General features: G+C 43.0%; 12 protein-coding genes and 5 tRNA genes. 3 read left to right on the forward strand and 14 right to left on the reverse strand.

Going from position 1 to position 12,526, the window contains the following annotated elements:
• Positions 1-265: 265 nt before the first annotated feature.
• The 8 genes from clpX to ABMY45_RS02095 form a co-directional block, all read right to left on the reverse strand.
• Positions 266-1,549 (reverse strand): ATP-dependent protease ATP-binding subunit ClpX, encoded by a 1,284-nt coding sequence (gene clpX, locus ABMY45_RS02060; protein WP_010606725.1) that lies wholly within the window; start codon positions 1,547-1,549, stop codon positions 266-268.
• A gap of 122 nt (positions 1,550-1,671) precedes the next feature.
• A complete protein-coding gene (clpP, locus tag ABMY45_RS02065; RefSeq protein WP_010606724.1) occupies positions 1,672-2,289 on the reverse strand; it encodes an ATP-dependent Clp endopeptidase proteolytic subunit ClpP in 618 nt (205 codons plus the stop codon).
• A gap of 333 nt (positions 2,290-2,622) precedes the next feature.
• Positions 2,623-3,927 carry a trigger factor gene (gene tig / locus ABMY45_RS02070; protein WP_010371144.1) on the reverse strand — a complete coding sequence of 435 codons (1,305 nt, stop codon included), beginning with the start codon at positions 3,925-3,927 and terminating at the stop codon, positions 2,623-2,625.
• A gap of 276 nt (positions 3,928-4,203) precedes the next feature.
• A tRNA-Pro gene (locus ABMY45_RS02075) sits at positions 4,204-4,280 on the reverse strand.
• Positions 4,281-4,301: 21 nt separating this feature from the next.
• A tRNA-Pro gene (locus tag ABMY45_RS02080) sits at positions 4,302-4,378 on the reverse strand.
• A gap of 19 nt (positions 4,379-4,397) precedes the next feature.
• Positions 4,398-4,473 (reverse strand) — tRNA-His (locus tag ABMY45_RS02085).
• Between the two features lie 24 nt (positions 4,474-4,497).
• Positions 4,498-4,574: transfer RNA gene (locus tag ABMY45_RS02090), tRNA-Arg, on the reverse strand.
• A 41-nt stretch (positions 4,575-4,615) separates the two neighbouring features.
• Positions 4,616-4,692, reverse strand: a tRNA-Pro gene (locus tag ABMY45_RS02095).
• A 419-nt stretch (positions 4,693-5,111) separates the two neighbouring features.
• Between ABMY45_RS02095 and folD the strand changes: the two genes are divergently transcribed.
• A complete protein-coding gene (gene folD / locus ABMY45_RS02100; protein WP_102057141.1) occupies positions 5,112-5,966 on the forward strand; it encodes a bifunctional methylenetetrahydrofolate dehydrogenase/methenyltetrahydrofolate cyclohydrolase FolD in 855 nt (284 codons plus the stop codon).
• A 62-nt stretch (positions 5,967-6,028) separates the two neighbouring features.
• On the opposite strand, the gene ABMY45_RS02105 is transcribed toward folD, so the two are convergent.
• Genes ABMY45_RS02105 through prmB form a run of 3 tightly spaced genes read right to left on the reverse strand, consistent with a single transcriptional unit; the run spans position 6,029 to position 8,600 of the window.
• Positions 6,029-6,460 carry a hypothetical protein gene (locus tag ABMY45_RS02105; protein ID WP_010606721.1) on the reverse strand — a complete coding sequence of 144 codons (432 nt, stop codon included), beginning with the start codon at positions 6,458-6,460 and terminating at the stop codon, positions 6,029-6,031.
• A 59-nt stretch (positions 6,461-6,519) separates the two neighbouring features.
• Complete coding sequence (gene aroC / locus ABMY45_RS02110) at positions 6,520-7,617, reverse strand: chorismate synthase (protein WP_010606720.1); 1,098 nt, start codon at positions 7,615-7,617, stop codon at positions 6,520-6,522.
• A 47-nt stretch (positions 7,618-7,664) separates the two neighbouring features.
• Positions 7,665-8,600 (reverse strand): 50S ribosomal protein L3 N(5)-glutamine methyltransferase, encoded by a 936-nt coding sequence (gene prmB, locus ABMY45_RS02115; RefSeq protein ID WP_026000853.1) that lies wholly within the window; start codon positions 8,598-8,600, stop codon positions 7,665-7,667.
• A gap of 96 nt (positions 8,601-8,696) precedes the next feature.
• On the opposite strand from prmB, the gene smrB reads away from it, so the two are divergent.
• Positions 8,697-9,248, forward strand: coding sequence for an endonuclease SmrB (smrB, locus tag ABMY45_RS02120; RefSeq protein WP_010606719.1), 552 nt, complete (start codon positions 8,697-8,699; stop codon positions 9,246-9,248).
• A 236-nt stretch (positions 9,249-9,484) separates the two neighbouring features.
• Positions 9,485-9,727 carry a hypothetical protein gene (locus ABMY45_RS02125; RefSeq protein ID WP_045990797.1) on the forward strand — a complete coding sequence of 81 codons (243 nt, stop codon included), beginning with the start codon at positions 9,485-9,487 and terminating at the stop codon, positions 9,725-9,727.
• 256 nt (positions 9,728-9,983) lie between these two features.
• On the opposite strand, the gene ABMY45_RS02130 is transcribed toward ABMY45_RS02125, so the two are convergent.
• The 3 genes from ABMY45_RS02130 to ABMY45_RS02140 all read right to left on the reverse strand — a co-directional run bounded on the left by ABMY45_RS02130 (position 9,984) and on the right by ABMY45_RS02140 (position 12,499).
• Entirely contained in the window at positions 9,984-10,589 is a 606-nt protein-coding gene (locus ABMY45_RS02130) for a peroxiredoxin C (protein ID WP_010371125.1), read from the reverse strand.
• 320 nt (positions 10,590-10,909) lie between these two features.
• Positions 10,910-11,623, reverse strand: a complete 714-nt coding sequence (fadR, locus tag ABMY45_RS02135) for a fatty acid metabolism transcriptional regulator FadR (protein ID WP_010371123.1) — start codon at positions 11,621-11,623, stop codon at positions 10,910-10,912.
• A gap of 168 nt (positions 11,624-11,791) precedes the next feature.
• Positions 11,792-12,499 (reverse strand): hypothetical protein, encoded by a 708-nt coding sequence (locus ABMY45_RS02140; RefSeq protein ID WP_248298615.1) that lies wholly within the window; start codon positions 12,497-12,499, stop codon positions 11,792-11,794.
• Positions 12,500-12,526: the final 27 nt, after the last annotated feature.

The following is a 12,526-nucleotide window of genomic DNA, read 5'->3' on the forward strand; positions in this document are numbered from 1 at the left end:
TGGGAATACTGAGCTATATGGGGATAACGCAGATAAAGTTCAATAGTTTATAGTAATCCGCATCAAGTAGAGATCAATTTAACGTATAAAAAGCTTAGTTTTGACACTCAATTTACCGTGGTGAAATGTATGAAATATTCACCCTAAAAACTTGTCTCGCTATTGCCCTTTATTGTTATAGCAATTTGACTATATTGGTTTCTATCTGATGTGGACTAAGAAATAAAAAGGAGCGCTAGGCTCCTTTTTTCAATCTCATACTGAGCTATTCAGACGCCGCCTTTTCTTTACCGTTATTTTCGTAAATCATAATAGGGTCTGATTCGCCTTTGATCACCGTTTCATCAATGACGACTTTACTCACTTCTTCTAGTGAAGGAAGCTCATACATAGTATCAAGCAGTACGCCTTCGACAATCGAACGCAGACCGCGGGCACCCGTTTTACGCTCCATCGCTTTATGAGCAATCGCTCGTAGCGCATCTTCACGGAATTCAAGGTCAACACCTTCCATCTTAAATAGCGCCGCGTATTGCTTAGTGAGTGCATTTTTCGGCTCATTTAGGATTTCAATTAGTGCTTCTTCGTCCAGTTCAGTCAAAGTTGCAACTACAGGCAAACGACCAATAAATTCAGGAATTAAGCCGTACTTAACTAAATCTTCAGGCTCTACGTCTTTAAACGTTTCGCTTAATGAGCGCTCAGAGTCTTTAGACTTAACTTCAGCACCAAACCCAATTCCGGTATTTTTTGTACTGCGCTGCTCGATGACTTTATCTAAGCCTGCAAACGCACCACCACAGATAAACAAGATCTTAGAAGTATCTACTTGTAAAAACTCTTGTTGCGGGTGCTTTCTACCACCTTGTGGCGGAACAGATGCAACCGTGCCTTCAATCAGTTTTAGTAGTGCTTGTTGTACACCTTCACCTGACACATCACGGGTAATTGATGGGTTGTCAGATTTTCTTGAAATTTTGTCGATTTCGTCAATGTAAACAATACCACGCTGTGCTTTCTCAACGTCGTAATCACATTTTTGCAGAAGCTTTTGAATGATGTTTTCAACATCTTCCCCCACATAACCGGCTTCGGTTAATGTCGTTGCATCTGCCATGGTGAATGGGACGTCAAGTAAACGTGCAAGCGTTTCCGCTAGAAGGGTTTTACCACTACCCGTTGGACCAATTAGTAGAATATTACTCTTGCCAAGTTCTACATCACCTTTACCGCCTTGGTTACGCAGGCGCTTGTAGTGATTATAAACCGCAACAGACAAGACTTTTTTAGCGTGGTCTTGACCTATCACATAATCATCTAAGTGATTTCTGATCTCTTTTGGCACAGGTAATTTATCAGACGCGTCATGCTTAGGCGCAATATCTTTGATTTCTTCCCTAATAATGTCGTTACAAAGTTCAACGCACTCGTCACATATATAGACAGATGGACCGGCAATTAACTTACGAACTTCATGCTGGCTCTTACCGCAAAATGAGCAGTAGAGTAGCTTGCTATTCTTATCGCCGTCTGTTGGAGTGTCTGACATTCAGCTACCTCATTCAATTGCTGTTATCTCTAGATAACATCGTATTTCTTTTAACTATACCAAAGAAATTTGGCTTTGGCACAGTAGAAGCCGATGAATTCAATTCATCGGCTAATTCATAATCACTTAAGCTCTCGACGAGAGTGAACCGCATCAATCAGACCATATTCTAACGCTTGATCTGCAGTCATAAAGTTGTCTCGGTCTGTGTCATGCGCAACCACATCATAAGGTTGACCGGTGTGATCCGCCATTAAGCGATTCAATTTTTCTTTGATCGCCAAGATTTCGCGGGCGTGAATTTCAAAATCAGAAGCCTGACCTTGGAAACCACCTAAAGGTTGGTGGATCATCACACGCGAGTTCGGCAAGCAATAACGTTTACCTTTAGCACCGCCAGATAGCAAAAATGCTCCCATACTCGCAGCCTGACCAACACAAACCGTACTAACGTCAGGCTTGATAAAGTTCATCGTGTCGTAGATTGACATTCCAGCAGTCACAGAACCACCTGGCGAGTTGATATACAAGAATATATCTTTGTCAGGGCTTTCTGATTCTAAGAACAGCATCTGCGCCACAATTAGATTGGCCATATGGTCTTCGACTTGACCTGTTAAGAAAATAATACGGTCTTTTAACAGTCGTGAGTAAATATCATAAGAACGCTCGCCTTTAGCCGTTTGCTCCACGACCATAGGTACTAACGCATTGATTGGATCGATCATACCATCATTCATGTTTTTTATTCCTTATTAGCACAGAATCTATTGCCTATTCGCAGCAACTTTCATTGGACTTAGCGCGGTCCATAAAAACATTCTGTGATCGGTGTTTAGGCTAATACTTTTTTGAGCGAATTGAAACGAGTAGATATAACTGTATCAGTAATACTCAACGAAACCTGACTCGTAAAATAAGTATAGCTAATAAAATAAGCCATGCCTCAAGATATAAGTACTTAATGCTTCAATATCAAGGCTTAAAAACAAAAATGGCCCGAATTCTCTATTAGAGTAACTCGAGCCATTTAAACTTCAGCTTAGCTGTAAGTCAATGATTTCTTCAAAGACTTATTGAGCAGCCTGTGGATTCATGATGTCGTCGAATGACTTTTCAACATCAGAAACAGATGCAGCAGCAAGTACAGCTTCAACTGCTAGCTCTTCCATCGCAACGTTGCGCATTTGCTGCATTAGTTGATCGTTTGCTTTGTAGTATGCCACTACTTCACTTGGATCTTCGTATGCAGAAGCAACTGTGTCGATTAGTTCAGCAACTTTATCTTCATCAACTTTGATGTCGTTCGCTTTGATCACTTCACCTAGTAGTAGGCCAGTTTTCACGCGAGTTACTGCTTGCTCGTGGAATAGCTCAGCTGGAAGCTCAGGCATGTTTTGTGCGTTGCCACCAAAACGTTGTGCAGCTTGTTGACGAAGTGCATCGATTTCTTGGTCGATTAGTGCTTTTGGCACTTCAACTTCGTTAGTTTCTAGAAGACCTTTGATAGCTTGATCTTTCACGTTAGCTTTAACCGCTTGGTTTAGCTCACGCTCCATGTTCTTCTTAACTTCTTCTTTAAGTGCGTCAACGCCGCCTTCAGCAACACCAAACTTAGTTGCGAACTCGTCAGTTAGTTCAGGAAGCTCTTGAACTTCAACTTTCTTCACAGTGATTGTGAATTGAGCCGCTTTACCTTTTAGGTTTTCAGCGTGATATTCTTCAGGGAAAGTTACGTCAGAAACAACTTCTTCACCTGCTTTTTTACCAACGATACCGTCTTCGAAACCTGGGATCATACGACCTTGACCAAGCTCTAGAGGGAAGTCTTCAGCTTTACCGCCTTCGAACTCTTCACCGTCGATTGTACCAACGAAATCAACCGTTACACGGTCTTTTTCGCCAGCTGCAGCATCACTCTCAGTCCAAGAAGCGTGTTGCTTACGAAGCGTTTCAAGCATGTTCGCTAGGTCTTCATCAGTGACAGAAACTGCAGGCTTCTCAACCGCAATTTTGTCTAGATCTTTAAGCTCAACTTCTGGGTATACTTCAAAAGTTGCATCGAATTCTAGATCTTTACCCGCTTCTAGTGACTTAGGAGCAAAAGATGGTGCGCCTGCAGGGTTGATTTTCTCTGCAATGATTGCTTCGATATAGTTACGCTGCATCAGATCGCCAGCAACTTCTTGACGTACAGCCGCGCCGTAACGCTTAGTGATGATTGACACTGGAACCTTACCAGGGCGGAAGCCATCGATACGCTGTGTTCTTGACAGTTGTTGTAGGCGTTTTTTAACTTCAGTCTCAACGTTCTCTGCAGGAACGGTGATGGTCAGACGGCGCTCAAGGCCTTGAGTCGTCTCAACAGAAACTTGCATGATTTACCTCAATCTTCATTTTTGGGCGACAAAGCGCCTTCCTTACTAACAAGACAACCATCATGCTTTTATGGGCCTTCGGCTAAATTGCCAAACTCTCCGTTGCATGTGACGCTTGTTGCCTGCCCTACGGGCACTACGTTAATTAATAGACGCGGCATTATAACCTATTCAACGACGGAGTCGAGCAATCAGGTTAAATAATTAGGCATATTGGTGCTAATTGATTAAAAGTTAGTAAATTTGAAATAAAGGACTGAAATACTAGAGAGAAAGTGGTCGGCGATGCAGGATTTGAACCTGCGACCCCTTGGACCCAAACCAAGTGCGCTACCAAGCTGCGCTAATCGCCGAACATATATATTTTGTAGAAGTGGTCGGCGATGCAGGATTTGAACCTGCGACCCCTTGGACCCAAACCAAGTGCGCTACCAAGCTGCGCTAATCGCCGACTGATTTTGGCATGTAGATGGGGCGACTGATGGGACTTGAACCCACGACAACCGGAATCACAATCCAGGGCTCTACCAACTGAGCTACAGCCGCCACTACATGTGGATTAAAATAAGATGGCGCACCCTGAAGGATTCGAACCTTCGACCGACGCCTTAGAAGGGCGTTGCTCTATCCAGCTGAGCTAAGGGCGCAAACTCGTAAACATCTTCATGCTACATTCTTATTTTAAAAGTGGTCGGCGATGCAGGATTTGAACCTGCGACCCCTTGGACCCAAACCAAGTGCGCTACCAAGCTGCGCTAATCGCCGACTGTGACCTTGGAGAACTAAGAACCTTTTTATCGGTGAGTCCTCGTTGGCAACGGGGTGCATAATAGTGATTTGCCCGAAGTAGGTCAAATATTTTTTTTAGTTTTTGTTTCAACTGCCTAATTTTGCCACAAATTGTTGATAAAACAGCTGACTTAAACAATTTTTGAGCGGTTCTTGTAGAACAGATCATGAAAACCTTTGCTTTTACGCAATGCAAACTTGGCGGGCTGGCTGTTTTTTGAGAAAATAGCGGGCAAATGTCCTCCTTTGTTGTAACTAAAGGGACATATAAATAGAGCGACCCCATTTTCATCTTTATTAAGCAATCATTTCATCAATACATGAAAGTGCTTGTATAGAAGAATTTAAAGGCTCTATCATCGTTCAAGTTTTTTAACCCTTAATATAGGTCAATCATGACGGCAAACATCATTGATGGCAAAGCTATCGCGAAACAAGTTCGTTCTACTGTTGCACAACGAGTTCAAGACAGACTAGCGCAAGGCCTAAGAGCGCCTGGCTTGGCTGTGGTATTAGTAGGCCAGGATCCCGCGAGCCAAGTTTATGTTGGTTCAAAGCGTAAAGCCTGTGAAGAAGTCGGATTTGTTTCTAAATCTTTCGACTTACCAGGTGACACAAGCGAAGAGCAATTACTTGCGCTTGTTGATGAGCTTAATGCAGATCCTGAAGTTGATGGGATCTTAGTACAATTGCCGCTACCTGAAGGCCTAGACGCAGAAAAAGTGTTAGAGCGTATTGATCCTCATAAAGACGTCGACGGCTTTCACCCATATAACGTAGGTCGTCTTGCCCAAAGAATGCCAGCACTGAGACCTTGTACGCCAAAAGGGATCATCACCCTACTCGACTCTACCGGTGTACGTTATAAAGGCATGCATGCTGTTGTGGTTGGTGCTTCAAACATCGTTGGTCGTCCTATGTCGCTAGAACTATTACTTGCCGGTTGTACTACAACCGTTTGCCATAAATTTACGCAAGACTTGGAGGCTCACGTTCGTCGCGCCGATCTATTAGTTGTGGCGGTTGGTAAACCTGAGTTTATTCCAGGCGACTGGGTTAAAGAAGGCGCGATTGTCATCGATGTAGGCATTAATCGCTTAGAATCTGGCAAACTGGTAGGTGACGTGCAATACGACATCGCAGAACAAAACGCGAGCTTTATTACCCCAGTGCCAGGTGGTGTGGGCCCAATGACCGTCGCAAGCTTAATCGAAAATACGCTAGAAGCGTGTGAAAAATATCACAGCTAAACGCTGTTAGTTTATAGCTGTAATAAAAGCCTCAGTTGAGGCTTTTATTATTTTAAGCCTCACTAACTCATTAGCGTGTCCTTGTTCGCTTTGTTTTCTTCCTGAGTTACCGCTTCTCTCATCGCTTCTTGTAAGGCAGCCATCCGCTCTTCTAATTCTTCAGGTGAAATTTTTCCCTCAGCCGCAAGCTTTTCAAGTTCTGCCATTTTCTCTTTTAATTCGTCTATTTTCTCTTTATTTGCCCCTAAGCGGCTAAACATTACCGCTTCTCTCATTTTTTCTAGAAATGACTGATTACGCTCCACCACTTCATATTTATATGGCTCGTCGGCTTTATTATCCAGTACAGGGGATGATTGGGTTGCGATGTTAGCAGCCGCGACATAGTCTTGCTCCTGCGCAGCGGTATTAGCTCGTTTAGTTTGGGCAAGGCTTTGCTGCTCTGAAACGGACTCAGTGGTACGAATTGCGGAGTGGGTTTGGTAAGTGATCATGATTGCTCTCCTTGATTTGTCCAAGAAAAGCAATCACTGTGCCAGAATTAGCTTACTGGCTAGATATGACCAGGAATTGGCTTATGCGGCAAATTGACGTCTTGGTTTTGACCACGGTGACGTAATAAGTGATCCATGAGCGTAATAGCCAACATAGCTTCTGCGATTGGAATGGCACGAATACCAACACAAGGATCATGGCGACCCTTCGTCACAACTTCTTGCGGTTGGTTGTGGGTATCAATACTCTGCCCCGGTACCGAGATACTTGAAGTCGGTTTTAGCGCAATTGATGCGATAATATCTTGCCCTGTAGAAATACCCGCTAAAACGCCGCCTGCATGATTAGAAGTAAATCCCTGTGGCGTTAGCTCATCTCTATGCTCAGAGCCCTTTTGCTCAACCACATCAAAGCCATCACCAATCTCTACACCTTTTACGGCATTAATGCTCATCAAGGAGTGCGCTATCTCAGCATCCAGACGGTCAAACACTGGCTCACCTAAACCAACAGGCACATTTTTCGCCACGACTTTTACTTTCGCGCCGACTGAATCACCTTCTTTTTTCAGCGTACGCATATATTCATCTAGCGCTTCTAGCTTAGCTTCATCGGGAAAGAAAAATGGATTGGTCTCAACCGCTGACCAATCATAATGCTCGGCTTTAATCGGGCCTAATTGAGAAAGACAGGCATTGATTTCGATGCCGTGGACTTGCTTGAGATACTTTTTCGCAATTGCACCTGCTGCAACTCGAATGGCAGTTTCACGTGCCGACGACCTACCACCACCGCGATAATCTCTATGCCCGTATTTGTGCCAATAGGTATAGTCGCCGTGACCCGGACGGAACAAGTCTTTGATGTTTGAGTAATCTTTTGAACGTTGGTCGGTATTTTCAATCAACAATCCAATGCTCGTACCTGTGGTCTTGCCTTCAAACACACCCGAGAGAATTTTTATCTCATCGCCCTCTCGGCGCTGTGTTGTGTAGCGGCTTTGACCTGGTTTACGTCTATCTAAATCGATTTGTAAATCAGCTTCAGTGATCTCAAGCCCTGGTGGTACACCATCCACCACGCCACCAAGCGCGGCGCCATGGCTTTCACCAAAGGTCGACACCTTAAATAATTGGCCAATGCTATTGCCTGCCATCGTTTTTCCTCATTCCTAAATAGACGATAGAGAGCATTGGCTCCCTATCAGTTTTTAAAGTATTCCAATAGTTGTTGTTTGGATACGACAAAGACCCCTAAACCACCATGCTCAAAGTCTAACCAAGTAAATGGCGCTTCAGGAAATTGCTGCTCCATATGTACCATAGAATTGCCAACTTCGACAAATAACAAACCATCATCATTTAGATGATCGGCCGCTTCTGCCAGTAGTGTGCGGGTCACATCAAGGCCATCTTCTCCTGACGCCAAGCCAAGCTCTGGCTCATGATGGAACTCCTCTGGCAGATCTGACATATCTTCTGCATCAACATAAGGAGGGTTCGCTACGATTAAATCGTACTTTTGACCCGGTACACCACTAAATACATCAGACTGGATAGCAAAGACTCTGTCTTGCATCATATGCTGATTGATATTGTGATCAGCCACTTCTAAGGCTTCAAAAGAAATATCGACTGCGTCTACTTGTGCGCGCTCAAATGCTTTGGCCAATGCAATCGCAATACAACCAGAACCCGTACACATATCTAAAATACGCGTTACTTTATTCGGTGCAGCTACCCAGGGGGCAAAATGTTTTGCGATTAACTCTGCAAATGGTGAGCGTGGTACTAATACGCGCTCATCAACATAAAACGGCATACCAGCAAACCAAGCTTGATTGGTTAAGTAGGCGACGGGAATACGCTGCTCAATACGTGCTTTGATAAACTCCATCAGATGCGCTTTTTCACTTTGTGTCATACGCGCATGCATGATTTCTTTGGGAGCATCAATTGGCATATGCAGCACGGGAAGCACTAAACTGACCGCTTCGTCCCAAGGATTATCCGTACCATGACCAAAAAATACCTCGTTACTCACAAACTGGCTCGCTGTCCAGCGTACCCAGTCCTGAATGGTATGTAAGTCTTGAAAGGCTTCAACGGCCATTTCTTCGGTAATAAGTGGTTGCGACATTTCCGTCATGATGACTCTCTAAAGATCAAACTATATGGCGCTATTGTAGCGGTTTTTAAGCTAGGTTTTTATGCTTTTTTTATTTAAAATGCCATCATGAACAGAGAATCTAAAACTAATGCTGACCTAAATGACGATTTCGCGATGTTTCGTGAGTCTTTGAATGGTGTAAAACCCCTCAAACAAGATCAGGTGCAGCTCAAACAAAAGAAAAAAATTCAGAGCGTTGAGCTGAAGCAACAAGTCAAGCAGCAGCAATCTGAGTTTTACTTTTCTGACGAGTATATTCCTGATATTGATACCTCGGGAACCATTAATTTCGTAAAGCCCGGAGCTGATCGCTATTTAGCAAAGCAGCTAAGGCGTGGTGACTACGCGCCCGAACTCATCTTAGATTTACACGGACTAAATAAAGAAACGGTAAAACAAGAACTGGCAGCATTAATTCATGCTTGTAAGAAACAGCATATTGCTTGTGCGTGCGTGGTGCATGGAATTGGTGAGCGTGTGCTTAAACATAAAGTACCGCAGTATCTTGTCCAGCATCCAGATATACTGGCGATGCACCAAGCACCTTTAGAATATGGTGGTAAAGGGGCGGTATTAATCTTGGTTGACCTACCTGATGACCCTAACTTTGGCCGTTAATTCGGCCCAAACCTTGTTTTTCATCCTTTCTTACTTCGCTTAATCCAGCCTTAATAAATTTAACTAAATCTTAGCCATTTCACCCATTCTGCACTGGTCAAATTCACCATTCCACTAATTCCCCTGTGCAAAATAAAAATTAAAGCACATAAAAATCAATAAGATAAAATTTAAATTCATTTTGGCACAACCTTTGTAATAGTTATTGCGACTAACAAATTACAAGGAAACTTATTATGACTACTTTAGCGAAAATCACCATGACAACTTTACTGTTTACAGCAAGCATGACAACAACAGCTGCAGAAATTGATGCTTCATTACTTCAAGAAGTAAAAACCAAAGTAACGCAAGCTATCACTGAGTCAATCAAAGCGAATCTAGAAGAAATAAAAATTGAGACCAAACAGTCTTTAGAGAAAGCGTTTCAAACAACCAATAACAACGAGCAAGAAAAAAAGGAAGAGACTAATGATTAATGAACTCGAATTTCTGAGTCTGCTCGCAACTCCCGTGATCAGTTTATTTGCCGCTTACCTAAGCATTCAACTGATAAAATCACTGGGTCAGTTTATCAACTTTAACTAGCATGGCACTTGCTAAAGTAGGCAAGGTAGCCGAGTAGTCAAAGTTTTACCCTGAGAAAGCTATTGAGGTATCAGTAGCCATTAAAAAACCCGCCAATTGGCGGGTTTCTTTTTGATATCAGCGAGATATCACAAAGTCGACACTAAATTATAGTGCGCCTTCGTTTTCAGATAGGAACTTAGCAACACCTTCAGGGCTTGCATCCATACCTGCTTTACCTTCAGTCCAACCAGCTGGACATACTTCACCGTGCTCTTCGTGGAATGCTAGTGCATCAACCATGCGAAGCATTTCGTCGATGTTACGGCCTAGTGGTAGGTCGTTAACTACTTGGTGACGTACATTACCTTCAGCATCGATTAGGAAAGAACCACGGAAAGCAACACCAGCTTCTGGGTGCTCAACGTCGTATGCTTGACAGATTTCGTGCTTAACATCAGCGATTAGATCGTATTTAACTTGACCGATACCGCCTTCGTTTACTGGAGTGTTACGCCATGCGTTGTGTGAGAATTGAGAATCGATAGAAACACCGATCACTTCAACACCACGCTTTTGGAACTCTTCGTAACGCTTGTCGAACGCGATTAGCTCTGAAGGACAAACAAACGTGAAGTCTAGTGGGTAAAAGAAAACAACCGCTTTTTTACCTTTAATACGCTCGTGCAGGTTGTAGCTATCTACGATCTCACCGTTACCTAGTACTGCTGCTGCTGTAAAGTCTGGTGCCTTGCGGCCTACTAATACACCCATTTTTATCTCCAATAGTTAGGTTTATTTCCAATCTTATTTGGTATCTCGTGTCGAGACCAAAATATCTTGTTCATAATATTGTGGCGTGCTTATGAAAAAACAACCCTAGCTAAATTCATAACCAAAGTCTCTTTGTCATTCTCACCGCCAAAAACTGCGCCTAGTGTATTTGGCAAGCGCCATAATTAACAATCGAATTTACCGATAGCACCAATCTATAAATTCGATGAGACAAAAATGCCTCCGCTCAAAATGCCATTCGGAGATCAAAAAAGGCTTCACGAAGAAGCCTTTTTAAGATGTCTATCACTCAGTGGACATTAGTCCATGATATTTTCAGGCATATCACCGCGGATCTGCTGCCAAATTTCACCCGATTGGTGACCATACTTACGCATCAATGAAATAGCACCATCGTGTTCTTGATTTTCTGCCAGTTTGGTTAAATCTGCATAGAACTGTCTCGCCAGTCCTCGTGTTCTTGAATCAGAAAAGTAATGGCAACCAATTTTTGAGTATAAACCTCTGAAGCCATTTAAAATAAGCACATAAATTTTGTTTTGCCCAGCACCTGCCAGCTCATGGTGAACTTGGTAGTCATAATCGGCAAACGCTTCTGCGGTGTCTTCTAGCTCTTCATGCTTAGACAAAATATCGATAACACGCTGCGGATTGAATTTTATCGCCGCACGCGTATAGATAGCACTAATATTGGTACGCGCAGACAGCAGCTGATCGGTCAACTCAGGCATCTTATCTTCATCAAGACGCGCTAAGGTTTCTAATATATTAAGCCCTGACGTTTCCCAAAAGTTATTCACCCGGGTTGGCTTACCATGTTGGATAGTCAACCAGCCATCACGAGCTAGCCTTTGTAATACTTCGCGCAGTGTTGTTCTTGTTACACCAATGAGTTCAGAAAGCTCACGCTCAGCAGGTAGAATGGATCCCGGAGGGAATTCGCCGTTCCAAATTGACTCAACAATATATTCTTCAGCAAATCCAGCTGGGCTCTTGGCTTTGAAAATTCTCATCTCACACCACTTTATTATTACATCAATGCCTTGATTGGCAGGTTGTGCTTGTTAATCCACTGATTGTACCAGATGAAGCTCAACTAACAAGCTACAAATCACCCTAGCTGAAAATAGCCATGTTTAATGCAGATGAGATTGTTACGCGGTGTGAGACTTAGAACTCACTTAAGGCGATATAGACTTGGCCATAACAGGCTCATCTTCGCTCAACACTGAGCTGTTAATGTAAACAAATTGCTCCTCATCAGACCATCCTGCCTCTGCTTTCATTTTGTATAACTCAAATGCTTCGTAGTACGGATCGGTATCGTATTCGTTTTCTACCATCGCCCATGCTATCCAATGCGAAACGGTATAATCGCAACCTGCCAATTGGTATAGCGGCTCACTTAAAAAGAAAAGTGCTTCGTAACCTTCTCCACCACAGTGTTTCTTGATAATTTCAGACAGTGCATCATCTAAATGTATGGTGGGTGGATCCGCATTTTTAAACACTTCACACCTTAGCGTTTCACTGCCTCGATAAACACGACATTTCTCAGTGGAAGACTTTTCTCTATTTAACTCAATAAGTGCTTGATCGCCGAATGCTTGAAGCACAATCTCTATATTTTCATTGAGTTGATTTAGCTTGCTTAAGAGTGTTTCATCATCAGTATCTGTAGATTGCGGACACACTTTTCTGACTTCTTTCACTCTTTTAAGTATTCGCTTGCCATTTGGAAATATTGAAAAGCAGGCTTCGAGCTTTTCATCATCTAGTTTCCATATGTCGAAATGAAGAGCATAATCCTCCCTGATATCAGGCATTGAGTCAGTCGACTCTCCTAATACTTCTCTCCACTTCCTTTGCCAATGTTGTTGATTGCTCATATTGTTTTATGTTTATTACGCCGCAAC

The sequence above is a fragment of the Pseudoalteromonas sp. XMcav11-Q genome, from assembly GCF_040104525.1.
Lineage (GTDB): Bacteria > Pseudomonadota > Gammaproteobacteria > Enterobacterales > Alteromonadaceae > Pseudoalteromonas.